25 protein-coding genes are annotated in these 22,593 nt (G+C 63.2%); 9 read left to right on the top strand and 16 right to left on the bottom strand.

What is annotated here, in order from left to right:
• Window positions 1-12: 12 nt before the first annotated feature.
• The 3 genes from ACNQOP_RS13350 to ACNQOP_RS13340 form a co-directional block, all read right to left on the bottom strand.
• Window positions 13-372 (bottom strand): YciI family protein, encoded by a 360-nt coding sequence (locus ACNQOP_RS13350; protein ID WP_416404759.1) that lies wholly within the window; start codon window positions 370-372, stop codon window positions 13-15.
• A gap of 110 nt (window positions 373-482) precedes the next feature.
• The gene (locus ACNQOP_RS13345; RefSeq protein WP_257369412.1) at window positions 483-1,298 is read right to left on the bottom strand and encodes a methyltransferase domain-containing protein; all 816 of its coding nucleotides are present in this window, start codon (window positions 1,296-1,298) and stop codon (window positions 483-485) included.
• A gap of 69 nt (window positions 1,299-1,367) precedes the next feature.
• Window positions 1,368-1,880, bottom strand: a complete 513-nt coding sequence (locus ACNQOP_RS13340; RefSeq protein WP_284987521.1) for a MarR family winged helix-turn-helix transcriptional regulator — start codon at window positions 1,878-1,880, stop codon at window positions 1,368-1,370.
• A gap of 165 nt (window positions 1,881-2,045) precedes the next feature.
• Here ACNQOP_RS13340 and ACNQOP_RS13335 point away from each other — a divergent pair, with 165 nt between their 5' ends.
• Window positions 2,046-4,220 carry an MMPL family transporter gene (locus tag ACNQOP_RS13335; protein ID WP_416404758.1) on the top strand — a complete coding sequence of 725 codons (2,175 nt, stop codon included), beginning with the start codon at window positions 2,046-2,048 and terminating at the stop codon, window positions 4,218-4,220.
• Between the two features lie 20 nt (window positions 4,221-4,240).
• On the opposite strand, the gene ACNQOP_RS13330 is transcribed toward ACNQOP_RS13335, so the two are convergent.
• Complete coding sequence (locus ACNQOP_RS13330) at window positions 4,241-5,035, bottom strand: hypothetical protein (protein ID WP_416404757.1); 795 nt, start codon at window positions 5,033-5,035, stop codon at window positions 4,241-4,243.
• 114 nt (window positions 5,036-5,149) lie between these two features.
• Here ACNQOP_RS13330 and ACNQOP_RS13325 point away from each other — a divergent pair, with 114 nt between their 5' ends.
• Together ACNQOP_RS13325 and trxB are read left to right on the top strand one after the other, a co-directional pair.
• Window positions 5,150-5,563, top strand: coding sequence for an arsenate reductase ArsC (locus ACNQOP_RS13325; RefSeq protein WP_416404756.1), 414 nt, complete (start codon window positions 5,150-5,152; stop codon window positions 5,561-5,563).
• 24 nt (window positions 5,564-5,587) lie between these two features.
• Window positions 5,588-6,565 carry a thioredoxin-disulfide reductase gene (trxB, locus tag ACNQOP_RS13320; RefSeq protein ID WP_416404755.1) on the top strand — a complete coding sequence of 326 codons (978 nt, stop codon included), beginning with the start codon at window positions 5,588-5,590 and terminating at the stop codon, window positions 6,563-6,565.
• Between the two features lie 14 nt (window positions 6,566-6,579).
• On the opposite strand, the gene ACNQOP_RS13315 is transcribed toward trxB, so the two are convergent.
• The 4 genes from ACNQOP_RS13315 to ACNQOP_RS13300 form a co-directional block, all read right to left on the bottom strand.
• Window positions 6,580-6,921, bottom strand: a complete 342-nt coding sequence (locus ACNQOP_RS13315) for a hypothetical protein (RefSeq protein ID WP_416404754.1) — start codon at window positions 6,919-6,921, stop codon at window positions 6,580-6,582.
• A gap of 3 nt (window positions 6,922-6,924) precedes the next feature.
• Window positions 6,925-7,380, bottom strand: a complete 456-nt coding sequence (locus tag ACNQOP_RS13310; protein ID WP_235517806.1) for a prevent-host-death protein — start codon at window positions 7,378-7,380, stop codon at window positions 6,925-6,927.
• A 49-nt stretch (window positions 7,381-7,429) separates the two neighbouring features.
• Window positions 7,430-8,287: a prephenate dehydratase gene (locus ACNQOP_RS13305; protein ID WP_416404753.1), complete on the bottom strand. Its 858-nt coding sequence runs from the start codon at window positions 8,285-8,287 to the stop codon at window positions 7,430-7,432.
• A 97-nt stretch (window positions 8,288-8,384) separates the two neighbouring features.
• Window positions 8,385-9,110 carry an ArsR/SmtB family transcription factor gene (locus ACNQOP_RS13300; protein WP_235517804.1) on the bottom strand — a complete coding sequence of 242 codons (726 nt, stop codon included), beginning with the start codon at window positions 9,108-9,110 and terminating at the stop codon, window positions 8,385-8,387.
• A 66-nt stretch (window positions 9,111-9,176) separates the two neighbouring features.
• Here ACNQOP_RS13300 and ACNQOP_RS13295 point away from each other — a divergent pair, with 66 nt between their 5' ends.
• Window positions 9,177-9,812: a flavin reductase family protein gene (locus ACNQOP_RS13295; RefSeq protein WP_416404752.1), complete on the top strand. Its 636-nt coding sequence runs from the start codon at window positions 9,177-9,179 to the stop codon at window positions 9,810-9,812.
• A gap of 57 nt (window positions 9,813-9,869) precedes the next feature.
• Here ACNQOP_RS13295 and ACNQOP_RS13290 read toward each other — a convergent pair whose 3' ends face one another.
• Complete coding sequence (locus ACNQOP_RS13290; RefSeq protein ID WP_416404828.1) at window positions 9,870-11,282, bottom strand: aldehyde dehydrogenase family protein; 1,413 nt, start codon at window positions 11,280-11,282, stop codon at window positions 9,870-9,872.
• 161 nt (window positions 11,283-11,443) lie between these two features.
• Between ACNQOP_RS13290 and ACNQOP_RS13285 the strand changes: the two genes are divergently transcribed.
• Window positions 11,444-12,088 (top strand): LysE family translocator, encoded by a 645-nt coding sequence (locus ACNQOP_RS13285; RefSeq protein ID WP_416404751.1) that lies wholly within the window; start codon window positions 11,444-11,446, stop codon window positions 12,086-12,088.
• Between the two features lie 2 nt (window positions 12,089-12,090).
• On the opposite strand, the gene ACNQOP_RS13280 is transcribed toward ACNQOP_RS13285, so the two are convergent.
• From ACNQOP_RS13280 to ACNQOP_RS13270, 3 genes are all read right to left on the bottom strand, one after another.
• Window positions 12,091-12,813 (bottom strand): hypothetical protein, encoded by a 723-nt coding sequence (locus ACNQOP_RS13280; protein ID WP_416404750.1) that lies wholly within the window; start codon window positions 12,811-12,813, stop codon window positions 12,091-12,093.
• Window positions 12,803-13,489 carry a helix-turn-helix domain-containing protein gene (locus ACNQOP_RS13275; RefSeq protein WP_416404749.1) on the bottom strand — a complete coding sequence of 229 codons (687 nt, stop codon included), beginning with the start codon at window positions 13,487-13,489 and terminating at the stop codon, window positions 12,803-12,805. The genes ACNQOP_RS13280 and ACNQOP_RS13275 overlap by 11 nt, the downstream gene beginning before the upstream one ends.
• Before the next feature lie 99 nt (window positions 13,490-13,588).
• A complete protein-coding gene (locus tag ACNQOP_RS13270; RefSeq protein WP_235517801.1) occupies window positions 13,589-14,179 on the bottom strand; it encodes a TetR/AcrR family transcriptional regulator in 591 nt (196 codons plus the stop codon).
• A gap of 120 nt (window positions 14,180-14,299) precedes the next feature.
• Here ACNQOP_RS13270 and ACNQOP_RS13265 point away from each other — a divergent pair, with 120 nt between their 5' ends.
• The 3 genes from ACNQOP_RS13265 to ACNQOP_RS13255 all read left to right on the top strand — a co-directional run bounded on the left by ACNQOP_RS13265 (window position 14,300) and on the right by ACNQOP_RS13255 (window position 18,122).
• Window positions 14,300-16,267 (top strand): primary-amine oxidase, encoded by a 1,968-nt coding sequence (locus ACNQOP_RS13265; protein ID WP_416404748.1) that lies wholly within the window; start codon window positions 14,300-14,302, stop codon window positions 16,265-16,267.
• 1 nt (window position 16,268) lies between these two features.
• Window positions 16,269-16,703 carry a hypothetical protein gene (locus tag ACNQOP_RS13260; protein WP_416404747.1) on the top strand — a complete coding sequence of 145 codons (435 nt, stop codon included), beginning with the start codon at window positions 16,269-16,271 and terminating at the stop codon, window positions 16,701-16,703.
• A gap of 87 nt (window positions 16,704-16,790) precedes the next feature.
• The gene (locus ACNQOP_RS13255) at window positions 16,791-18,122 is read left to right on the top strand and encodes an APC family permease (RefSeq protein ID WP_416404746.1); all 1,332 of its coding nucleotides are present in this window, start codon (window positions 16,791-16,793) and stop codon (window positions 18,120-18,122) included.
• Here ACNQOP_RS13255 and ACNQOP_RS13250 read toward each other — a convergent pair.
• Together ACNQOP_RS13250 and ACNQOP_RS13245 are read right to left on the bottom strand one after the other, a co-directional pair.
• The gene (locus ACNQOP_RS13250; RefSeq protein WP_257369432.1) at window positions 18,100-18,996 is read right to left on the bottom strand and encodes a sigma-70 family RNA polymerase sigma factor; all 897 of its coding nucleotides are present in this window, start codon (window positions 18,994-18,996) and stop codon (window positions 18,100-18,102) included. The genes ACNQOP_RS13255 and ACNQOP_RS13250 overlap by 23 nt on opposite strands.
• A gap of 17 nt (window positions 18,997-19,013) precedes the next feature.
• Window positions 19,014-19,472 carry a carboxymuconolactone decarboxylase family protein gene (locus ACNQOP_RS13245; protein ID WP_284987537.1) on the bottom strand — a complete coding sequence of 153 codons (459 nt, stop codon included), beginning with the start codon at window positions 19,470-19,472 and terminating at the stop codon, window positions 19,014-19,016.
• Between the two features lie 93 nt (window positions 19,473-19,565).
• On the opposite strand from ACNQOP_RS13245, the gene ACNQOP_RS13240 reads away from it, so the two are divergent.
• Window positions 19,566-20,603, top strand: a complete 1,038-nt coding sequence (locus tag ACNQOP_RS13240; RefSeq protein ID WP_416404745.1) for a zinc-dependent alcohol dehydrogenase family protein — start codon at window positions 19,566-19,568, stop codon at window positions 20,601-20,603.
• A gap of 12 nt (window positions 20,604-20,615) precedes the next feature.
• Here the strand turns inward: ACNQOP_RS13240 and ACNQOP_RS13235 are convergent, their stop codons facing one another.
• A complete protein-coding gene (locus tag ACNQOP_RS13235) occupies window positions 20,616-21,851 on the bottom strand; it encodes a pyridoxal phosphate-dependent aminotransferase (RefSeq protein WP_416404744.1) in 1,236 nt (411 codons plus the stop codon).
• Between the two features lie 57 nt (window positions 21,852-21,908).
• Window positions 21,909-22,571, bottom strand: a complete 663-nt coding sequence (locus tag ACNQOP_RS13230; protein ID WP_416404743.1) for a hypothetical protein — start codon at window positions 22,569-22,571, stop codon at window positions 21,909-21,911.
• Window positions 22,572-22,593: the final 22 nt, after the last annotated feature.

Raw genomic sequence — 22,593 nt, 5'->3', positions numbered from 1 at the left:
TGGGAGTCCCAGTCAGACCTCCGGCGGCCCATCGGCGAGGGCACGGAGCTCCACGAGCTGGGAGTACTTCACAATGCTGGAACAGATCTCCACGGCGCGTTCCTCGCTGGCAACATCGATCACCCAATAGCCCACCAGTGACTCTTTGGATTCGGCGTAGGGGCCGTCCGTGGTGATCACGCCGTCGGGTGTCTGCTTGACCAGTTTGGCTGTGCTTCCGTCAGTCAGGCCTGCGTTGAAGACCAGTTCGCCGGACTCCGTCAGGTCCTTGTCGATCTGGATCATGAACCCGATCATTTCCCGGATCCACTCAGGGTCGGCGGTTTCCATCATGCCCTCAGCCGACCCGAACATCATGATCATGTATTTCATCTCAAACTCCTTATGAACGGCACCCCGTGTGGGTGCTTTCATCCATGGGTCGGAACCGCGGTGGGCATTTCTACATGGTGCGACAAACTTTTCCGGAATCTTTCGGGTTTTTATGCGCGGGCGATCACCTCACCGTTGGGAATGAGGAAATAGCCATCCTCCGTGGCACCCCACCGGTGCCAGCCCGCGGCGATCCGGGCAAGATCGGCTTCGTTTGCCAAGCCGTATTCAAGAGCCTGTTCAGCGAAAGCGGAGTGCAGCACACGTTCGCTCCAGACCCGGGATTGCCAGGCGCGCTGCTGGGCGGTGGCGTAGAGCCAGTTGCTGCTGGTGGGTGCCACCTGGGTGAATCCGGCTTGCTGGGCCCAGGAGACCAAGCGTCGGCCGGCATCGGGTTCTGCTCCGTTGCGTCGGGCGATCTTCTGGTACAGCTCCATCCAATCGTCGAGCTCCGGGACTTCCGGGAACCAGCTCATGCCATGGAAATCGGCGTCGCGAACCGCAACGATGGCTCCGGGTTTGGCTACCCTGCGCATCTCCCGGAGCGCCGCGACCGGGTCGGTCAGGTGCTGGAGGACCTGGTGGGCGTGGACGAGGTCGAAGCTCTCATCCTCGAAATCCAGGTCATAGATGTTGCCGGTCTGAAAGCTCACGTTGTCCACGCCACGCTCCGCGGCAAGTTCGGTGGCCTGGGCAACGATGTCAGGTGAGCGGTCCAGGCCGATCACCTGGGCGGGCGCAACCAGCCCGGCGAAATCGCACGTGATGCTCCCCGGTCCGCATCCGACGTCGAGCACTGACGTGCCAGGGGTTAGGTGCGGTATGACGAACGCCGCCGAATTCTCGACCGTCCGTGAGGCGTGGGCCCGGACAACCGACTCGTGGTGCCCGTGGGTATAGACATCTTCAGGCTGCTGCGCGTTCATAGGCAAACGCTACCCAACGGGGTGGCATTATTTCGCGTTTTGGGCGCTGAAAACGCGGACTAATGCGAGCTAGTTGGATTGGGGGTGGCTGGCTTCCTCGCGGGCAGCCATGGTTGCTTCCACCATGTCCGTCATGAAGCGGCTGACAAGGTCCAGTTCCTCGGCACTGTAAGCGGCCATGGCCTTGCCCATTCGGAGGGCCAACGGCAGGAACATGGCGCTGCCGTCGCGATAGGCCTTGGGCGTCATATGGAGCTGGACCTGCCGACGGTCAGTGCCCAGCCGTTCCCTGACGACGTGTCCGGACGCATGGAGCCTGTCGATCAATGCCGTCGTGGCAGGCGAACTAAGCCGGAGCTCGGTCCGCAGGACGCCAGGAGTGACCACCCGGCCCGCGGCGGAGTGGCGCATGATCACGGCGAGCGCATTCAAGTCCGTGCGGTGCATGTCGTTGCGTCCGCCGGCTGCGTCGACGTAATGGTTGGCTTCGAGTGTGAAGTCCTGGAGGAGCCGTACGAGTTCCTGCGGGGCTGCGTTCTCGGGCCTGCCGGCGTCATGGCGCGGAGCTGATGGGTCAGACATTGCGCCCTCCTGCCAGCGTTCGTCTCTTGTTTACTGCCTTCCGGATATTACTCCCAGCTGCCACAGATTCCGGCATCAGTTGATGAGCACTCTTGGAATAGTTCCATCATAGAGATAATCTATGATGGAATAAAGCCCTTGATCATCCCTGGAGAAGAAGGACATATGAACGCGCAGAAAGTACCGTTCTGGCTGAGATGGCTGGTACCTTTGGTGCTGGTCATCACTTGGCTGGGTATCGCCGGAATTGGCGGCCCGACGTTCGGCCGGCTCAGTGAAGTGTCCTCCAACGACCAAGCCTCCTTCTTGCCTGCCGGCGCCGAAGCCACCGAGGCCGGTGAGTGGCAGGCCAAGTTCAGGGATTCGGAAGAGATCCCGGCAGTGGTCATCGTCGAAAACGACGCTCCTTTCACCCCCGCCCAGCTGGCTCAAGCAGCCAAGCTCAAAGGCGACATTGAGGCACTCAAGCTGGGGAGCGCCGTCGTCGGCCCCATCCCGTCGCAGGACAGCAAGGCTGTTCAGTTCATTGTCCCCATGGCGTCCTCGGACGAGCTAAGGGAAAAGGTCAAGGAGCTGCGCGACGTGGTTCAGCCGGGGGCTCCGGATGGCATGAAGGCGTTCGTTACGGGGCCCGCCGGGCTGACCGCGGACCTTGTGAATGCGTTCGGCGGGATTGACGGCATCCTGTTGCTGGTGGCCCTGGGGGCAGTGTTCGTGATCCTGTTGCTCGTCTACCGGTCCGTGGTGCTGCCTCTGGCGGTGTTGTTCACGTCGGTGTTCGCGCTGTGCGCAGCGATCCTGCTGGTCTTCGGTATGGCCAAGCTCGGCTGGATCCAACTCAACGGACAAAGCCAAGGCATCCTGTCCATCCTGGTGATCGGCGCAGCCACCGACTACGCTCTGCTGTTTGTGGCACGGTTCCGTGAAGCGCTGACGCACACCACCAACCGCACCCGTGCCGTCATCACAGCGTGGAAGGCATCTTTCGAGCCGATCGTCGCCTCGGGCGCCACAGTCATCATCGCCCTACTCTGCCTGCTTTTCTCCGACCTGAACTCGAACAAGGCGCTGGGGCCCGTGGCTGCGGCCGGCATTCTCTGCTCCCTGTTTGCCGCGCTCACGCTCCTGCCGGCCCTTATGGCACTGCTCGGACGTGCAGCCTTCTGGCCCTTCCGGCCCAAGCTACTACCCGACGACGAACGCGAACCCGAGCTTGTTACTGGCCTGGAGGGGCAAAAGGGTCTCTGGAAGGGCGTTGGAACCCTCGTCTCCAAGCGCCCCCGGGTGGTCTGGATCGCTTCGGTCCTCCTGCTGCTTGTAGCGTCCGCGGGCGTGCTGCAGCTCAAAGCCAACGGCGTCCCACAAACCGACGTCATCCTGGCCAAGTCCGACGCCGTAGACGGCCAGGACGCGCTGGCGCGCCATTTCGACGCCGGCAGCGGCAGCCCCGCCGTCGTGGTCGCCTCCCAGGGTGCCGCGCAGCAGGTCCTGGACAAGGTCAAAGCGGCCGACGGCGTGGGCGACGCTTACTTCCTGGCTGACGGGAACGTGCCGATCACCGGAGCTCCGGGCGCCCCCTCCGAACCGGCAGTCCGCGATGGCAGGGTGCTGATCAACGCCACGTTGAACTCTGCGGCCGATTCGATCGAAGCAGAGAACGCCGTGAAGGCCCTGCGAACCGAGGTCCGGGACGTTGACTCCCAAGCCCTGGTGGGCGGTGTGACGGCCACTGCGTTGGATACCAACACCACCGCGCAGCGTGACCTGGTAGTCATCATCCCGGTGGTCCTGGTGGTCATCCTGTTCATCCTGATGCTCCTGTTGCGATCCGTGGTGGCGCCAGTACTCTTGGTGCTCTCCGTGGTGCTTTCTTACGCGGCAGCCCTTGGTGTCTCTGCATGGGTGTTCAACGGGATCTTCAAGTTCTCCGGAGCTGATGCCACCGTGCCGTTGTTCGGATTCGTGTTCCTGGTTGCGTTGGGGGTGGACTACAACATCTTCCTGATGAGCAGGGTCCGCGAGGAATCCCTGAAGCACGGGACCCGCCCCGGTATCCTCCGTGGCCTGGCCGTAACCGGTGGCGTCATCACCTCCGCAGGCGTGGTGCTGGCCGCGACGTTCGCAGCCCTGGGAGTCATCCCGATCATGTTCCTGGTGCAGTTGGCGTTCATCGTGGCATTCGGGGTGCTGCTGGATACGGTGCTGGTCCGCTCGCTCCTGGTGCCCGCACTTGCCTACGACATCGGGGCCAAGATCTGGTGGCCCAGCAAGCTGGGACGGTCCTCTGGCGAACCCGTAGTCCGGGCGCCGGAGGAGGAACAAGCATCCGTCGGGCGGTAGGCGCCGGTGATCGCCGGTCTTCAGGCGACTTGCTTCTGCTTTGCCTTAGCCGGTGACTTTCGCTTCCGTTTCCGCCGCCGCTTGGCTTGAATGTTGAACGGTGGGCGGGGTTCGCCGAGCCGCGGACCCCGCCAATAGCGCCCACCCAACAGGATGCCGCCCAGAACGCCGTACGCCCACACAAAGGGAAGGGCTAACTGGCCGGTATTGCTGCCCAGGAAAACCAGGAGAAAGAATTCAACGGGTATGACCAGAAGGAGCACGTTCCTGGTAAGTAGCGACGGCGGGAAGCGGAACATTGCCCAGCCGGCAACCAAGGAGCCAATCAGAACGGCGCCGACGGCCGGCGTCGGCGATTGCAGGCCGAAATGGGCGACGCCAATCGCGAGCAGGACAACGGCGCAGGCCGCGTTGATCAGTGCAAGGCGCCGGCCGCCGGTAAAGCCTTCACCGTTGCGTTCCCGATTCTGCGTCACCTCGGACCCTGCGCGCTTCCCGGACCACGTGTGGCCGCCCGCGATTCCGCCGGCGAGGATTCCCAAGAACCATGAGCCGGCCGCCAATGCTCCCAAATCATCCTTGACGGAAATCAAGGAAAAGAAGATCAGGCCGATGGCGAAATGCATCACCGTTGATGCGCGGCTCGATCGCCAGACGACACGAAACAGGAAAGCCGCATACGCCGCGCCCAATGCAAAGAAAACAGACGCGGGGACGAGGTCGTCGTGGGCCACCCAAACGAACAATGCCACGATAGCCGCGATCATTACGGCATAGACCAGCCGCACATTTGCCGCGGTCGATTTTTTCGTCACAACAACACCCCCGCGTACAAGGATAGGTGACGTAACCGGGCGCACGGGGAGGACCGAGCTTGACCGATGGCCTGGCGCGCACCCACGATTTAGTTGTTACCGTCAGGAGAATCAATGACCGGCAAGAAGCCGTCCGTACTGTTCGTCTGTGTGCACAATGCAGGGCGCTCGCAGATGGCTGCCGCCTTCCTTACCGCACTCTCCCAAGGTGCCATTGAGGTCCGGTCCGCCGGCTCCCAGCCAGCCGACACCGTGAACCCGGCCGCGGTCGAAGCCATGTCGGAGCTGGGGATCGACATGTCCGCCGAGATCCCCAAAGTCCTCACTACTGAGGCCGTCAAAGAGTCCGACGTCGTCATCACCATGGGTTGCGGCGACGAATGCCCGTACTTCCCCGGGAAACGTTATGAGGACTGGGTTTTGGAGGATCCCGCAGGGCAAGGTGTGGACGCTGTCCGGCCCATCCGTGACGAGATCCGGACACATATTGAGACTCTGATCGACTCGTTGATCCCCGCTGCCAGCTAAACACGACCACCAGGAGCGTCTCCCATGAGTAACGAACAACTGATCATCATCGGGTCCGGTCCTGCCGGTTACACGGCAGCCATCTACGCTGCACGTGCCGGTCTGAAACCCCTGGTCCTGGCCGGGTCTGTGACTGCCGGCGGTGCGCTCATGAATACCACCGAGGTGGAGAACTTTCCCGGCTTCCCGGCCGGCATCCAGGGCCCCGAGCTCATGGACAACTTGCAGGAACAGGCCGAAAAATTCGGGGCCCGCATAGTGTTCGACGACGTCACGTCGGTGTCGCTGCAGGGTCACCTGAAGAGCGTGGTCACCGGCGGCGGCGAAACCCACGAAGCGCCGGCCGTCATCCTTGCCACGGGCTCTGCGTACAAAGAACTTGGCTTGCCCGAGGAGAAGAAGCTCAGCGGACACGGCGTCTCCTGGTGTGCCACCTGCGATGGATTCTTCTTCCGCGAACAGGACATCATCGTGGTGGGCGGCGGTGATTCCGCCATGGAGGAAGCGACCTTCCTGACGCGGTTCGGGAAGTCAGTGACCGTCGTCGTGCGTAAAGGTGAACTTCGCGCTTCCCGGATCATGGCGCAGCGGGCCAAGGACAACCCGAAGATCAGCTTCGCCTGGAACTCGGCCATCACCGCAATCCACGGAGACACAAAAGTCACGGGCGTGACGCTCAAGGACACCCGCACCGGAGAAACCCGCGAGCAGGCGGCGGCGGGCATCTTTGTCGCGATCGGCCACTTGCCGCGGACGGAACTGGTGGCCGGCCAGGTGGAGCTCGACGCCGAAGGCTACATCAAGGTTGACTCACCCACCACGTGCACCAACCTGTCAGGCGTCTTCGCCTGTGGTGATGCCGTTGACCATCGCTATCGCCAAGCCATCACCGCTGCGGGAACCGGATGTGCTGCGGCGTTGGACGCTGAGCGCTATCTCGCCGCCTTGGAAGACGCAGCCAGCATAGCGACGGCGCTGGTGGAGGAACCGACGCATTTCTAGGTGGACTTAAGCGACTACTTGGTTTCGTTCGGGTGGTGAGTGTGCACTTGTTCCAGATAGACCACTTGTTCCTCGACGAAGAACCAGATTCTGGCGTTGCCCTTGAGCGTTGGCTTGTGCTGCCAGCGCTCATACGTAGAGCCGTTGTGGGTAACAAGCCCCAACTCGCCACGCAGTGGGTAATTGGTGGGAGTGCTGAGTTGAGGTGTCCGCGTGAGAAAGTCCCAAGAGTCAGCAAGCGCATTACGAGTGGTTGCTCGCAGATCTATCCACCCGCGTCTCGCTTGAACAGAGGCGAACCGAAGTTCGTATTCAGTCTTTTTTATAGGGCGCTCAACCTTTGAATCCTTCGCCATGCCCTAGGGACGCTCTACGGGTTCGGGCTCTTCAAGCCACTCAATGGGTTCCCGGCCCAGACCGGCTGCCATTGCCGTTGCCGACTCACGCCAAGCAGTCAGCTCGGCAATGGCCAGGTGAGGTTGGTTCGTAGCGAACGACGCCCGGGCAGCTGCTAAAATTCCGCTCGCACAGGTTTCCTGGTCGGCTTTGCTTAGAGCCAGCATCCATGGGAAGCGGTCGCTCATGCGGCCGGCCAGCGTCCCCTCGGTGCTGGTTGAGACAGCCACGAGTTGGGCTGCAAGCTCCAGGAGGGAAACTCTAGCTTGATCTGCGCTTTCTGACATCAATACGAGTGCCTCCCCATCTCGGCGGGTGACCCGGACAGGGTGATCCGCCGCGGCCGCGAAGACCTCTGCGGAAGACCTGCTGAGCTCAGAAGACTGGAAAGTTGTCCTTGAGGTGGTGGCGGTGCTCATGCCCTCAATTGTATTCAGAATGTGTTCTGAATGAAAGATGGCTTACCTTTCAGGCCTTGACCGTGTTCCGTTCGCGGTATCCGTCGGCTGCGTAGACGCCCAGGACCCGGACTTCGGTGGTGAAGAATTCGAGTTCCTCAAGCGCGCGCCGGAGGCGTGCGTCCTCGGGGTGGCCTTCAACGTCGGAAAGGAACATTGTGGCGGCAAACTCATCGCCCACCATGTAACTTTCCAGACGGGTCATGTTCAGGCCGTTGGTCGCGAAGCCGCCGAGTGCCTTATACAGGGCCGACGGGACGTTGCGGACGCGGAAGACGAAGCTGGTGATCGCCGGACCCGGCAGTTCTTCCTTGGTGGGAAGCTCGCGTTCCCGTGCCAGGACAACGAAACGGGTGGTGTTGTTGGGGTCGTCCTCGACGCCGGACGCCAGGACCTCCAGGCCGTACAGTTGGGCGGCAAGCGGCGGCGCCAACGACAGTTTGCGGGGATCGTTCCAGTCCCTGACTTCACGCGCCGAACCTGCCGTGTCGCCGGCGATCACAGGCTTGAGGCCTGCTTCGCGGATGATTTGGCGGCATTGTCCCAGTGCGTGGATGTGACTGTGCACCTCCGTGGCGCCTTCAATGGTGCAGCCCGGAATTCCCATGAGGTCAAAGCGGATGGGCAGGAAGTATTCGCCTACGATCTGCAGCTTCGACTGGGGAAGGAGAACGTGGATGTCGGCTACGCGGCCGGCGATGGAGTTCTCGATCGGGATCATGGCAAGGTCAACCGCGCCGGTGGCGACGAGCTCAAACGCGTCCTCAAAGCTGGCACACGGAACGCTTTCGAGTTCGGGGAACATTTCCTTGCACGCGAGGTCCGAGTTGGCTCCGGGCTCGCCTTGGTACGCAATCTTCTGGGACATGGTGCTCATGGTTACACGCGGAACTCCCGGCGGCCCAAACGCGTCCGCCCTGTGACCCGATTATGGGCCGGTGTTGCCGTGATCGGGTGCGGTGCGGTCATCCTTGCAGTCGCCGTTCTCCCCGCGCTGGTTCGAGCCCGAAGTGCCTTTTCATTTCCATCACGCCGAGGTCAGTGATCTTCAGGGCCCGGCTTTGAGGCGTGGGAAGCACCCATCCGCTGGCAAGGGCATGCCTGCAGATCGCCCCGCCCACCAGCCCAGCCGCATGGTACTGGCGCCCGGTCCAGTCCAAGCAAGTTCGTATCAGCGGTCTTGTTCCTTGTCTCTCGATTGAGATTCCGGCCCGCGCCAGATCCTGCTCACCTTTGGGGGTCAGCTGTACCCCGGAGTCGAGATTGATGATGTTCTTGGCGACGAGGGCGTTCATCAAACTGACCCCCAGGTCACCTGCAAGGTGGTCATAGCAGGTGCGGGCCCGCCTTAGGGCTTGGTCACGAGTGATGGAGGTGTACGAGCGGCGATTGCTGGGAACCGGCTCGACGTGGCTGGCCATGGTCTCGATCAGCTCCGCGATCCGGGCATCTTCAAGCCGCACGTAACGGTGCCTGCCTTGGCGTATCTCCGTGAGTATCCCTGCTCCGATGAGCTTGTTGAGGTGCTCGGTGGCTGAAGACTTCGGCACCTGGGCGTAGTTTGCCAGTTCAGAGGCGGTCCATGCGCGCCGGTCCAACAGCGCCAGGCAGAACGTCGCACGAGTCCTGTCAGCAAAGAGTGCAGCGAGGGAAGCAAACCCCTCTCCAGCCGGAAGAACGTCGGTAGCCATGCGTCCATTATTGGCCCTGCATAGTTCGGTCCGTGCCGAACCGTTGGCGCCCTACGCTTCTAAACCATGTCACCGCATATTGAATTGGACCCCAAGATCCTTTACTTCGGCACACCCGTGGTCTTGGTTTGCACTGAGAATTCCGATAGATCCTTTAACCTCGCACCTATCTCCTCCGCGTGGGCGCTTGCTCGCACCATTGTCCTGGGGTTAGGGGAGGACGGGCACACCATCAGCAACCTCCGCTCACGCCCGGAGCTGACCTTGAACTACCCCGAGCCCCACCTTTGGCCGGCTGTCGAGCGGCTTGCTTCGCTGACAGGAGCGAATCCGGTGCCACCGACTAAACCTGTCCGCACTACCTTCGAAGCCAACAAGTTCGCGGCCGCCCGACTCAACAGCCAAGGCTCGGTTGGTGTTCGTCCGCCGCGGGTACAGGAGTGCGGCATTCAACTTGAAGCCCGTGCGACAGTGATCTCTCCATCAGGCGCAGGAGAATTTGCGGTCGTCGAATGCCAGGTGGAGAAGATCCACGTGCGCGAATCCTTGGTCCTGCCGAATACCCAGCACATCGATCCGACGCAATGGGAACCGTTGATCTACAACTTCAGGCACTATTTCGGGCTCGGCCCGGAACAAGGCTTCTCCTACCGTTCCGAAACCCCGGGAGGGCGCCCGAAAACCCAACTGGGCAGCAGCTAACGCCCTTATGGGAAAGTCCAAAGGGCGTTAGCTGCTACCTGGTTTGGGAAGGAGATGTCAGCCGTTGATGACCTGCGGTACGCCCAGGGCCTTCAGGCCTTCGGCGCCGAACTCCAAGCCATAACCGGACTGCTTGGCGCCGCCAAACGGGACGCGGGGGTCCACGGCGCCGTGCTTGTTGATCCACACGGTTCCGGCTTGGATACGGGCGGCGACTTCGCGGGCCGCACCCAGGTCGGACGACCAGACCGAGGCGCCGAGTCCGACGTCGAGCGCGTTCGCCTTGGCGACTGCCTCGTCAACGGTGCTGTACTTGATGATCGGCAGGGCGGGCCCGAACTGTTCCTCCGCGACCAGCGGGTTGTCGTTGTCGATGTCCGCCACCAACGTCGTCGGGTAGAAATTGCCGGGCTGGTCAGCGTCAGGGTTGCCGCCCACCAGGATGCGGGCGCCCGAGTCGCGGGCGGCTTCAACCAGCCGGGCCACGATGTCGTACTGCTGCCGGTTCTGCAGCGGACCCAGGACGTTGTTCTCATCCAAGCCGTTACCCATGGGCATGGCGGCAGCGACGGCGGCGAGCTCGGAGCAGACGGCCTCGTACTGGGATTCGTGGACGTAGAGTCGCTTCAGCGCGGCGCAGGTCTGGCCGGTGTTGATGAACGCGCCCCAGAAAAGGCCCTCGGCGATTGCCTTCGGGTCGGAGTCAGGGAGGACGATGCCGGCGTCGTTGCCGCCGAGTTCCAAGGTGAGGCGCTTGACGGTGTCGGCCGAGGAACGGATTATCGCCTTGCCCGTGGCGGTGGAACCGGTGAACATGACCTTGCCGATCGCGTCATGCGAGGCCAACGCTTCGCCGACATCACGGCCGCCGGACACCACGCTGAGCAGCCCCTCAGGAAGCTCTTCGTTGATGATGGCAGCCAGCGCCAGCACGGACAACGGTGTGTACTCAGAGGGTTTGACCACGACGGCGTTGCCCATGCGCAGTGCCGGGGCGATCTGCCAGACGGTGATCATCATGGGCCAGTTCCACGGTCCAATGGCACCCACGACGCCGATGGGCCGGTAGTGCAGTTCGGCGTGGGTTTCGCCGTCATCCACCACGGTTTCCGGGTCGAGCGGCGTAGCGGCGGTGGCGCGCAGCCACGCCGCGCAGGCGCCGACTTCGAAACGCGCGTTCGGGCCGTTCAACGGCTTGCCTTGCTCGCGGGAGAGCAGTTGGGCGAGCTCTTCGGCGGACCGTTCGACGGCGTCGGCTGCTTTCAGGAGCGCAGCGGACCTGGCGTCGTGACCCAAGGCAGCCCATGCGGGTTGCGCTGCTGCTGCAGCGTCGATGGCGGTTTGAAGGTCTTCGACGGTGTGAACAGGCGCTTCGCCAACGGCCTGGCCCGTGGCCGGGTCGAAGATGGTGCGGCTGTTCTGGCCGGGGGCTGGTGTGATCGATGCCAGCAGGGCGTCGTAAGTCTCCATTGGTACTCCGCTCGGGTAGTAAGTCTTGGCGGCCAGTGAGGCACGCGGCGATGTTTCCAGTGTGGTGGGCGTCACGGGTATGGGCCTTGTCTATGCACGAACAGCCCTTGACGGGAAGTGAACGCTTTCCGTGGGGGCGCCTGTGCCTGATAATCGAGCTTGTGACGCTTGCTTCCCTCGCCGCCTTCGCTGGCCTCTGCCTCGTCTTGTCCGTGACGCCCGGCCCTGACACGTTCCTCGTGTTGCGTATTGCGTTGAACCGCCCCAGCGCGGGGATCGCTGCTGCCGCGGGTTCGGCGGCCGGTGCGATTGTCTGGGCAGCCCTGGTGGGCGTCGGGCTGGCGGCACTCCTGGAGCAATCGGCCGAACTGTTCCGTTGGCTCAAGATCGCAGGCGGCCTTTACTTGCTGTACCTGGGCGTCTCCTCATTCATCAAGTCCCGGAAAGCCGCGAAGGCCGCGACCATGGGCGGGGCAACGAAGAATGCGCCCCTCCCTTACAGCCGGCTTTCCGCTCTGGGTGCCGGAGCGCTGTCAACGATGCTCAACCCCAAGGTTGGGCTCTTCTACTTAGCCGTGGTCCCGCAGTTCATTCCCCACGGGGGCGACACCATGGGCACTTCCCTGATTTTGGGTGTGGTGGTGGCCGTCATCGCCTTCGCGTACCTCTCGATGATCGCGATGGTCGCTTTCAAGGCCATGCGGTGGCTGAAGCGCCCCAAGGTGAGCACCGCCGTCGAGCGTGTCAGCAGCGGCGTGATCGCCGGCCTGGGCGTTGGTGTGGTGGCGTCAGGGGCCAGCAGCTAGAGCTAATTCAGTGAGAGACGAAGACGTTCCACGCCCTCGGCACATTCCGGCACCTGATCCATGAGCTCTGGTTCATTGGCCAGACGGCCCAGCATGTTCGCCAGATGGTTTTGTTCAGCAGGCTTGTAGGTAATACCGCGAAGGTCCGAGGCGCGCACAACAGAGGCCAAGGTCAGGAAATCATCTACGTGCCGTCGCCAGAGGGGGTCGTTGACGATGGTCAGCGCTCCCGCTTTGCCTATCAGGCTGCCCAGGATGGTTGGCCGGATGACGCTGCCGGACACAAATCCTGCCAGAACCTCGACGGTCTCGGAGCGGTCAAGCGCTTGCTGGCTGGCCGGCGCAGCAATGGTGGTTCCACCAGTAACTCCGCGTCTCTTCTCCGCCCGTTCCCCCAGGTGTCGAGGAATCAGGACATCCACCAGAGCATCTCCGCGTTTCCATCGATGTTGGTACCCCTCGAGGGATTCGCCTTGGGATTCGAAGCCGAGATGCACCAGCAGTTCCGTGAAGTCGTGAAGCATCGTTGGGAATGCCCGGATGTCGAGTGCCATGTCCGCGTCCTTAGTAGCCCGCACGGCCGGAGCACCACGCTCGACGGCGTGCAGGAAAACGGCTTGGCCGCCTACCAGGACCCATCCTTGGGGCATTGCTCTATGTATTTCAAAGACCGCCTGCCAGGCCTCCTGTTGTTCGTGGGGCATTGCCGGCAGTTCAATGGGCATGGATTGTCCTGAGGATTTCGCGTGCGGCTTCCTGTTCTCGTGCACCCCGCCGTTCGGCCAAGTCCACCGCGACCGCAAGTGGTGGGAGCTCATCCGGGATTCGTTCGGCGGCTCGCAGCACCACATTGGGTCTCTTGCCGGGGGACGGCTCAACCAAGAACCAGTCTTTGACGATGTCCTCAAGTTCGTCGCGTTGCACGTAGGCCTCCAGCTCCGAATTGGCCAGCAGCCCAGACTGCGGGTGCGAGACTCCGGAAAGGTGGATCCGTTTGTCCTCGCGAAGCTCGGCAAGGTCGGCCGGGCTGGAAGAGAACTGGAGCTTTTCGGCCCGATTAGCCAACCATGCCGCCAGGAGTTCCAGCGAAGCGGGGGATTCGCTCAGTCGGCTGATGCGTTCCTTCAACCGGTGCTGTTCTACGGGTGAGGGTGCCAGGTACTCCGGGAGGGGGCGGCTCTGGCTGTCGTCCCAGAAGCATGCCATGAGTTGCCAGGCGCTGCGTTCGGACAGGGGGCGTCCCGCAGGCCGGCCAGGCAGGTATTGGGAAGCATCGACTTCCTCAACAATCCAGCGCCCGCCCACCCGTTGACCTCGGATACGTCCGGATTGAACGAGGTGGCGCGCTCGGCTTTCGTTGACGTGGAGGCGCTTCGCCAAGTCGGGAATGCTGAGTACCATTACACAATGGTATCGGTTGCGCTAGTAATATGCAATATCTGATCTCAAGGTTTTCCTGTGGTCCTCCACTGGGAATGCCGGGTCGCGAACACTCCGGTTTTATCCAGCCAGCAGCGCCAGGTAGTTGTCCAACTGCCCGGCAAGGTCCTGCGAAAAGTGTTCGTCGGGGGACAATGCCGCCACGATCTGCGCGCCGAGCATCATGTTGAGCAGGTGGTCGGCGACGGCGGCGTCCCCGATGGGGGTGCTGATCTCACCGGCCGCGCGGGCTGCTGCGGCATGCGCCGTGATGGTGGTGTGCCACTGGTTCATGGATGCGCTGTGGAGGGCGGCCATGTCGGCGTCGTTCAGCGCTTTCTGCCAGAACGGGATCACGATGCGGGCTTCGTTGACGCGTTCTTCATCCAGCGGCAATACCTCCGCGCAGAACGCCCGCAGCGCCGCTACTCCGGCCAGCCCTTCAGTCATCGAGGCGATGCGCTGGTTGGTGCGGTTGAAAACGTGCCCGAACGCCGAGGTCAGCAGCATGTCCTTGGTAGGGAAGTAGGGCTTGAGGGCGCCGTTGGCGAAGCCGGCTTCCTCGGCGATTTCGCGCATGGTGGCGCCCTCCATGCCCAGCCTCGCGATGATGCGCCAGGTTGCGTCCACCAGCTCAAGGCGTCGTTGATCGTGGTCCACAATCTTTGGCACTGTTGGGGCTCCCGGAAAAATATGGCGGACAGGTCTTGTGACCCATCTTACGTTTTGGTTATTCTCTACAACTATAGAAAATAAATCCTGACCCTACACGGTCCCGGACAAGAGGCAGCCATGACGCCCACAGCAACTGAGACAGCCGCCATCGAGGAAACGCAGTACCGCCTGGCCACAGACGCCGAAATCTCCCAGGTCCAAGGAATCCTGCAGGCCGCCGGACAGCTCGGCCCCGAGAAGCGGATTGCCTACCTGGGGCTGGTGGACCCCTCCCGCGGACAGGCAGACGAAGACCGTCGCTTCCGCATCTTCATCCACGACATCTCCGGTGGCGCACCCACCGACATCCTGGTCTCCGTGACCCGCGGCGAGGTCCTGTCCGCCGTCGAGCTTGACACTAAAGTCTCCGGTGAACTGCCGGTCCTGGAAGAAGAGTTCGAGGTAGTCGAGGCGCTCCTGGCAACGGATGAGCGTTGGCTGGCAGCACTCGCAGCCCGCGACCTTGACGTCGCCAAAGTCCGGGTGGCGCCGCTGTCCGCCGGCGTCTTCGAGTACGACGACGAGAAGGGCCGCCGCATCCTCCGCGGACTGGCTTTCGTGCAGGACTTTCCCGAGGACAGCGCCTGGGCCCACCCGGTGGATGGCCTGGTTGCCTACGTGGACGTGGTCAATAAGGAAGTCACACAGGTGATCGACCTGGGCGTCATGCCCATTCCGGCCGAGCACGGGAACTACACGGACCCGGAACTGACCGGCCCGCTCCGGGAAACCCAGAAGCCCATCAGCATCACCCAGCCGGAGGGCCCCAGCTTCACGGTCACCGGCGGCAACCATGTGGAGTGGGAAAAGTGGAGCGTGGACGTCGGTTTCGACGTGCGCGAAGGAGTTGTCCTCCACAACCTGGCCTTCCAGGACGGCGGCAAGAAGCGGCCCATCATCAACCGTGCCTCGATCGCCGAAATGGTGGTGCCCTACGGCGACCCCTCCCCAATCCGGTCATGGCAGAACTACTTCGATACTGGCGAATACCTGGTGGGCCAGTACGCCAACTCCCTGGAACTCGGCTGCGATTGCCTGGGCGATATCACCTACCTGAGCCCGGTCATCAGCGACGCCTTCGGGAACCCCCGCGAAATCCGCAACGGCATCTGCATGCACGAGGAAGACTGGGGAATCCTCTCCAAGCACTCCGACCTCTGGACCGGCATCAACTACACCCGCCGCAACCGCCGCCTGGTGATCTCCTTCTTCACCACAATCGGCAACTACGACTACGGCTTCTACTGGTACCTCTACCTGGACGGCACCATCGAATTCGAGGCCAAAGCCACCGGCGTTGTGTTCACCAGTGCGTTCCCGGAAGGCGGTTCGGACAACATTTCCCAACTCGCGCCAGGACTCGGGGCACCCTTCCACCAGCACCTGTTCAGCGCGCGCCTGGACATTGCGATTGACGGTTTCACCAACCGTGTGGAGGAAGAAGACGTGGTCCGCCAGGCCATGGGCGAGGGCAATGAGCGCGGCAATGCGTTCTCCCGCAAGCGCACCATCCTCACCAAAGAATCCGACGGCGTCCGGGAAGCCGACGCACGGGCAAGCCGGACCTGGATCATCTCCAACCCGGAGTCCAAGAATCGTCTGGGTGAGCCGGTCGGCTACAAGCTCCATGCCGAGAACCAGCCCACGTTGCTGGCCGATCCCGGTTCCTCCATCGCCAAGCGTGCGGCCTTCGCCACCAAGGACGTGTGGGTCACCCGCTACTCGGACGAGGAGCGCTACCCCACAGGCGACTTCGTCAACCAGCACTCCGGCGGCGCCGGCCTGCCGGCTTACATTGCCCAAGACCGCGACATCGATGGCCAGGACATCGTCCTCTGGCACACGTTCGGCCTCACGCACTTCCCCCGCGTCGAAGACTGGCCGATCATGCCGGTGGACACGGTTGGCTTCAAGCTGCGCCCGGAAGGGTTCTTCGACCGCAGCCCAGTGTTGGACGTTCCAGCCAACGCCTCGGGTTCAAGCTGCCACAGCGAGGCCGGTGCGTCAGGCGAAGAGCACGGCGAGCCCGCCGGGCACTGCCACTAACGTGGCCTCGGCCATCAGTGGAGGGCGGGTCCGGCCCGTCCTCCACGCCCGTGCCTGCGCCGTCCTGACGGCACTCTCCTGCGCGGTGCATCTTGGACTCGCAGCATCAGGGCACCACGACGCCTGGCTGGGTGTCCTCATGATCGCCCTGGCAGCCGTGTGCTTCCCCTGCACAGTCCACATCTGGCGCCACAGCCGCGTCGGTGCACTCCACCAAGTCACCGGCTCAGCCCTTGCCATGGTCGCCCTGCACGCTGTGCTGCTGCTCGGAGCGGGCGGTTCCGGACACGCCCATGGCGGCAGGCCGGCGTCGAACGTTGTTGACACAACCGGGGCAACTCAACTCCTGCTGGTGATCGGACTGGAAATCACGACGGCGTTGCTCGCCGCGACGCTGGTGGCCCGCCTCAGGCGGGTCCGGGCGCAGTCCAACTAACCGGAGTGCCCGCAAATTCGGCAGGATATTGCTGTTCGCAGGCAGTATCCCTGCTTGTTGGGAGCCTTCCGAATACTGTTCAGTGGAATGGTGAATAAAGCGGTCAATGGTTCGGGTCTGGGTCTCTTCCGTGCAACGGGAATCTATGTTGGTGCCATTCTCGGTTCAGGGGTGCTGGTTCTGCCTGCCATCGCCGCCCAGGTGGCTGGACCGGCGTCGATATTGGCGTGGGGTTTGCTCCTGGTGTTCTGCACGCCCGTGGCCTTCAGTTTCGCCGAAATGTCCAGGCAACAGCCGGACGCCGGCGGCATAGCAACGTTCGTCACAAGGGCCTTCGGGCCCCGCGCGTCAGTGGTGGCCGGCTACCTGTTCTACTTCGCGATTCCCTTCGGCGCGCCAGCGACCGCGGTGATTGGCGGGGAGTACATCGCCCACGCCATGGGAGGCGGACGGGAGACGGCACTGATTGCCGCGGCGCTGATCCTGGCGGCTGGTTTTCTGAGCAACGCGGTGGGCATCAGGGTCTCCAGCAAACTGCAGCTGCTGCTTATGGTCTTGTTGGTGGCTTTGCTTGCCTTCGCTGTTGCCGTGGCCGCGCCGTATGCCCGGGCCGAGAATTTTGAGCCCTTCGCTCCGCACGGCTACTGGGCGGTGGGAGGTGCGGCCAGCTTGTTGTTCTTCTGTTTCGCGGGGTGGGAAGCCGTGACCCACCTTGCCGGCGAGTTCCGCAACCCCGAGCGTGACCTGAAGCGGGCAACCTGGCTGACGCTCGTCGTCGTCGGCGTGGTGTACATCGGGCTCGTGGCTGCGTGCGTAGCTGTCCTGGGGCCCGCGCTCGCGGGCAGCAGCGTCCCGGTCGCCGAGTTGCTGGCGAAAGGGCTCGGTCCCGCGGCAGCACCGGTGACCGCCGTCGCGGCGGCGGTGCTCACGTTCGGTCCGTTGAATACTTTCGTGGCCGGTGCCAGCAAGCTCGGTGCCAGGTTGGCGTCCGACGGCGTGCTGCCGCGGGCTTTGGCGCGCGGCGCCGGGCCGGGGGAGGTCCCATCGGTGAGTCTCGGCGTGCTGGGCGTGTTGGCGTCGATCTCCTTTGTCCTCGCCGCAACCAGTCTGCTGAGCATGGAGTTCCAGATCGGCGCGGCCTCGGCGTGCTTCACCGCGGTGACTGCCTTTGGCTTGGCTGCCGGAGTGGTACTGCTCCGCCGTGGAACTCCGGCTTGGTACGGGGTGATCGTGGCGGCGGTGGTGATGCTCGTTGTGCTCGTGTTCAGCGGATGGGCGCTGCTGGTCCCGGCCGGCCTGGGTGCGGCGGCCCTGGCTGCCTGGCGAGTTCGCGGGAAGCCTGCCGCTTCGCACGGAAGTTTCCAGACGAACCCGCAGCCTTCCCGCGAACTCGCGGCTAGGAACGGGAGACCCTCGTAAGTTTGTCCGGATTGGACACTTGCCGCAGGCCCCGGATGCTTCCATCCGGGGCGGCGTCCAGCTCCATGACGTCGGAGCGGCCGTTATGCCTGAGCACCAAAGCCGCTCCGCCGTTGATCTCCACAACCCAGGCCCGGATCGGCTCCACAGGATCGAAGTCCACTGCCTTGCCGAGGATGCCCGCAAAGAAGCGTGCGATCCTCGAGGCCCCGAACAGCGGGTTCATGGCGCTCTTGACCTTGCCACCGCCGTCGGCCCACAGCACTGCGTCGCGGTGGAGCATCGAGACCACCGTGTTGATCTCACCCTGCTCAATGGCTTGGACGAGTTTCTCCAAGGCGCCCCGGTCCTTCGCCCGGGGTGCGGGGGCGTCGGGGTCAATATCCAGGCGGCGTTCGGCCCTCGAAATCAGCTGGCGAACGGCGGCCGGCGTCTTGCCCAGGACGTCCGCGATCTCCGGCGCGGTCATTCCGAAGGCGCGGTGCAGGACCAACGCCGCCCGCGCCTCCGGTGCCAGTTGCTCGGCCAGATGCAGCAAGGTCAAGGACAGCAGTTCGCGGTTGGCCACTGCCTCCTCCGGCAATTGGGCGGTGTCCACGGGCTCAGGCAGCCACGGTCCGGTGTAGTCCTCCCGCACCGCCGCGAGTTGGCGCACCCGATCGATGGAACGGCGCACGCACACGGTGGTCAGCCACGCCGGCCAGGAGTCCACGCGGCCGCCGTCAGTCTTCCGTTCCTGCCGTACGGCGTCGATTCCAACCTCGGAGACCACGTCCTCGGCGTGGCCGAAGTCGCCCAGCATCCGGTAGGCAATCCCCAGCAGGCGGTTCCGTTCGCTTTGCCACGCCACAGTGGCCGAGACTGCAAGAGTCATGCTGCCCACGTTACCGTTCAGACCAGCGGATTCTTCTCATCCACCGGCGGCTCCATCTGTGTGCTGATGGCAATCCTGTTCCACACATTGATGGTGGAGATCGCCAGGACCAAACCGCCCATCTGGCCGTCGTCGAAATGGGTTGCGGCAGCGTTCCAGATCTCGTCGGTCACAGTGTCGGGCCCCAACTGGGTCAAGGCGTCGGTGAGGGCGAGGACGGCCTGCTCCCGGGCGTCGAAAAAGACTTTCGAGTGCTGCCAGGCGGCCACAGCATGCAACTTCCGTGACGGGATGCCACGCTTGTGGCCATCGGTCGCGTGCATATCCACGCAGAAACCGCAGCCGTTGAGGATCGAGGCGCGGAGCTTGATCAGCTCGTAAAGATCGGGATCCACAGAGGTGCGGGCGTAGCCTTCCAGGCCAATGACGGCAGCGTAGCCGAGTTTGTTGCTGCGGCCGATGTTGATGCGGGTCATGCTGACTTCCCTTCAGAGTTGGTGCGTTACAACAGTGATGTCGGAAGCAGCAGCAAAAGTGTGACAGTGCTGCCCGATTGTTAGAGTCGATCCGTGCGAGCAGTGATTTTTGATGAGGTCCGGACCCAGCCCTACGTTCGGGAGGTCGACAAACCGGAGGCACCCGCAGGGGGCGTTGTGGTGAAAGTGCTCGCTACGGGCATGTGCCGCAGCGACTGGCATGCGTGGGCCGGCCACGACGATATTGCCATGCCCCACGTCCCGGGGCATGAGCTTGCCGGGGTGATTTCCGCTGTCGGGCACGGCGTTCAGAACTGGAAGGTGGGCGACCGCGTCACCGTCCCCTTCGTCTGCGGGTGCGGCACGTGCGAATGGTGCCTGGCAGGCGACGCGCAGGTCTGCCCCGAGCAGCAGCAACCCGGTTTCACCCACTGGGGATCGTTCGCCGAGTACGTGGCGCTGCACGCAGCCGACAGCAACCTGGTTGCCATCCCGGACAGTATTGAATTCACGACGGCGGCCAGCCTCGGCTGCCGCTTCGCCACGGCCTACCGTGCGTTGGCAGCCCGTGCGCAGGTCAAAGCCGGCGAATGGGTGACCGTGGTAGGCGCGGGAGGCGTCGGCCTCAGCGCCGTGATGATCGCAAAAGCCATGGGAGCGAGGGTCATTGCTGTGGACCGGAACGCGTCAGCCCTGGCTGTGGCCGCCCGGCTGGGCGCAGAACACACGGTCCTCGCTGATGGCACGGACATCCCTGCCACCGTAAACGTCTTCTCCGGCGGAGGCAGCCACGTGGCGGTGGACGCCGTCGGAAGTGAACAGACCTGCGCCGACGCGATCCTCAGCCTCCGCCGCCGTGGCCGGCACGTCCAGATTGGTTTGCTGCCGTCCATCGACGGCAACCCGCAAGTGCCCATGGCAAGGGTGATCGGTTGGGAACTGGACCTGTTAGGCAGCCACGGCATGGCCGCTGTGGACTATCCGGGGATGATGACGCTCATCGAACAGGGTTCGCTGCAGCCGCAGCTGCTGATCGAACGCACCATCGGCCTGGAAGAAGCGGCGGCGTTGTTGCCCGGCTTCGATCAGGCCAACCCGGCCGGTATGACCATGGTGGACCCGGCCCTCTAATTAACCTTTAGGTTACTGGGCTTCCCGTGCCGGCCGGTTTCGGTAAGCCGCGAGGAAGTGCGATATGCGGCGCACAGCTTCTTCGATGTCCTCCACTGCCGGCAGGATCACGAAGCGGAAGTGGTCCGGCGTTGGCCAGTTGAAGGCCGTGCCGTGCGAGACCAGGATCTTCTGTTCCTGCAGGAGTTGGAGGACGAACTTCTCGTCGCTCTCGATCGGGTAAATCTCAGGGTCCAAACGCGGGAACAGGTACATGGCGCCGGCGGCGGGGACACAGGAAACACCCGGGATGGCCGTCAACAGTTTCCAGGCCAAGTCCCGTTGCTCGCGCAACCGCCCGCCAGGACGAATGAGGGCCTCGATGCTCTGGTACCCGCCCAGGCAGGTCTGGATGGCGTGTTGCGCCGGAACATTGGCGCAGAGGCGCAAGGAAGCCAGCAGTTCCAAAGACTCACGGTACGCGGCAGTGGCAGCAAGTGGCCCCGTCACAGCGACCCAGCCGGCCCGGTACCCGGGCATGCGGTAGGCCTTGGACAGTCCGCTGAACGTCAGGACACACACGTCCTCAGCCACTGCCGCGGTGTGGATGTGGGGTGCGTCGACGTAGCGGATCTTTTCGTAGATCTCGTCCGAGAACAGCACCAGGTCATACTTCCGGGCCAGGGCGGCGAACTGCTCAAGGATGTGTCGCGGGTAGACGGCCCCGGTGGGATTGTTCGGGTTGATGATCACGATGCCCTTGGTGCGCGGGGTGATCTTCGCTTCGACGTCGGCCATGTCCGGCCACCAGTTCTCGTCCTCATCACACAGGTAGTGAACAGCTTGGCCACCGGTGAACGTCACGGCGGCGGTCCAGAGGGGGTAGTCAGGGGCAGGAATAAGGATCTCGTCGCCGTTCTCCATGAACGCCTGGAGGGTCATGGAAATCAGTTCGCTGACGCCGTTGCCAATGAAGAGGTCTTCGACGCCGATGTTCATCAGTCCGCGGGTTTGGTAGTACTGCGAGATGGCGGTGCGGGCGGAGAAGATCCCTTTGGAGTCGCTGTAACCCTGTGCTCCGCGGAGGTGGTGGATCATGTCCACCACAACGGACTCAGGCGCTTCCAGGCCGAACGGTGCGGTGTCCCCAAGGTTCATCTTGAGGATCCTGTGGCCTTCCGCTTCCATGGCCTTGGCGGCTTGGAGGAGGGGACCGCGGAGTTCGTAGCGGACGTTCTGGAGTTTGCTGGAGTGCTGCATCGGACGCATGGTTGATCTTTTCATGCCGCAGGGCAGGGCGGGCAAACTGTTCCAAAAACAGCGGGTTCACACCCAGCGGATCACTACCGGAAGGTCGCCGGCGATCGCTGAGACTTCCCTTTCGGTTCCGTCCACCGCTACGGCAAAGTGTTGCAGCTCGTCCATGGACGCGGGGACTTCGAAGTGCCCGGTGGCGTCGCTCCTGGCGGCTGACGCGGACGAGTGGGCGTGGATGTACGCATCAGGGATTCCCTTGTTGTGGACATCCACCAGGCGTCCCTGGATCCGGCGTCCCGTGCTGGAACTGGGGGCGGAGGTGAGCCGTTCGGGTGCCTCCGATGGTTCGTCGAAGCCCAGGGAAACCGGCACGCACACCAAGAACCCCAGGCCTTGGGAGGAAACGTCGGACTGCTCGGCTCGCGTCATGTCGCCCTTGGAAACCACGGCGTAATCCCCATGCAGTTCAACTGCCAGCAGGAGCCGTTCCATGAGGTCCAGCTGCTGCGGCCCATGGCATTGGACCGACACACGCAATTCCAGGTCCAAGACGGGCCCGTTGTGCCTGGACCGGCCCACCCGGGTGAGCGACGAAGCGCGGACGGTGACCGGAGCGTCCGGCGGGGGAACAACGGCGACCGGGGACCCGTCGTCGAACCTTAGCCGCTGTGGAGCGGCGGCCTCCGCGAGTACCAGCAGAAGGTCGGACAGTGAAGAACGAACAAGGCCCACGGCAGAACCCCAGCCGGACGGA

It is taken from the genome of Arthrobacter sp. LFS091 (assembly GCF_047977885.1).
In the GTDB taxonomy this organism is placed as follows: Bacteria; Actinomycetota; Actinomycetes; order Actinomycetales; family Micrococcaceae; genus Arthrobacter.
Note: the sequence above shows the minus strand (reverse complement) of the source record. Positions and strands in the feature narration are given on the sequence as shown.

What these genes read in the sequence shown, in the direction of transcription:
- ACNQOP_RS13310 (WP_235517806.1), bottom strand. Translation starts at nt 7,380, where the DNA reads ATGAGCACCGCCACCACCTCAAGGACAACTTTCCAGTCTTCTGAGCTC.
- ACNQOP_RS13335 (WP_416404758.1), top strand. Translation starts at nt 2,046, where the DNA reads ATGAACGCGCAGAAAGTACCGTTCTGGCTGAGATGGCTGGTACCTTTG.
- ACNQOP_RS13250 (WP_257369432.1), bottom strand. Translation starts at nt 18,996, where the DNA reads ATGACTCTTGCAGTCTCGGCCACTGTGGCGTGGCAAAGCGAACGGAAC.
- ACNQOP_RS13325 (WP_416404756.1), top strand. Translation starts at nt 5,150, where the DNA reads ATGACCGGCAAGAAGCCGTCCGTACTGTTCGTCTGTGTGCACAATGCA.
- ACNQOP_RS13295 (WP_416404752.1), top strand. Translation starts at nt 9,177, where the DNA reads ATGTCACCGCATATTGAATTGGACCCCAAGATCCTTTACTTCGGCACA.
- ACNQOP_RS13305 (WP_416404753.1), bottom strand. Translation starts at nt 8,287, where the DNA reads ATGTCCCAGAAGATTGCGTACCAAGGCGAGCCCGGAGCCAACTCGGAC.
- ACNQOP_RS13255 (WP_416404746.1), top strand. Translation starts at nt 16,791, where the DNA reads ATGGTGAATAAAGCGGTCAATGGTTCGGGTCTGGGTCTCTTCCGTGCA.
- ACNQOP_RS13275 (WP_416404749.1), bottom strand. Translation starts at nt 13,489, where the DNA reads ATGGTACTCAGCATTCCCGACTTGGCGAAGCGCCTCCACGTCAACGAA.
- ACNQOP_RS13345 (WP_257369412.1), bottom strand. Translation starts at nt 1,298, where the DNA reads ATGAACGCGCAGCAGCCTGAAGATGTCTATACCCACGGGCACCACGAG.
- ACNQOP_RS13350 (WP_416404759.1), bottom strand. Translation starts at nt 372, where the DNA reads ATGAAATACATGATCATGATGTTCGGGTCGGCTGAGGGCATGATGGAA.
- ACNQOP_RS13245 (WP_284987537.1), bottom strand. Translation starts at nt 19,472, where the DNA reads ATGACCCGCATCAACATCGGCCGCAGCAACAAACTCGGCTACGCTGCC.
- ACNQOP_RS13235 (WP_416404744.1), bottom strand. Translation starts at nt 21,851, where the DNA reads ATGCGTCCGATGCAGCACTCCAGCAAACTCCAGAACGTCCGCTACGAA.
- ACNQOP_RS13265 (WP_416404748.1), top strand. Translation starts at nt 14,300, where the DNA reads ATGACGCCCACAGCAACTGAGACAGCCGCCATCGAGGAAACGCAGTAC.
- ACNQOP_RS13340 (WP_284987521.1), bottom strand. Translation starts at nt 1,880, where the DNA reads ATGTCTGACCCATCAGCTCCGCGCCATGACGCCGGCAGGCCCGAGAAC.
- ACNQOP_RS13300 (WP_235517804.1), bottom strand. Translation starts at nt 9,110, where the DNA reads ATGGCTACCGACGTTCTTCCGGCTGGAGAGGGGTTTGCTTCCCTCGCT.
- ACNQOP_RS13315 (WP_416404754.1), bottom strand. Translation starts at nt 6,921, where the DNA reads ATGGCGAAGGATTCAAAGGTTGAGCGCCCTATAAAAAAGACTGAATAC.
- ACNQOP_RS13280 (WP_416404750.1), bottom strand. Translation starts at nt 12,813, where the DNA reads ATGCCCATTGAACTGCCGGCAATGCCCCACGAACAACAGGAGGCCTGG.
- trxB (WP_416404755.1), top strand. Translation starts at nt 5,588, where the DNA reads ATGAGTAACGAACAACTGATCATCATCGGGTCCGGTCCTGCCGGTTAC.
- ACNQOP_RS13290 (WP_416404828.1), bottom strand. Translation starts at nt 11,282, where the DNA reads ATGGAGACTTACGACGCCCTGCTGGCATCGATCACACCAGCCCCCGGC.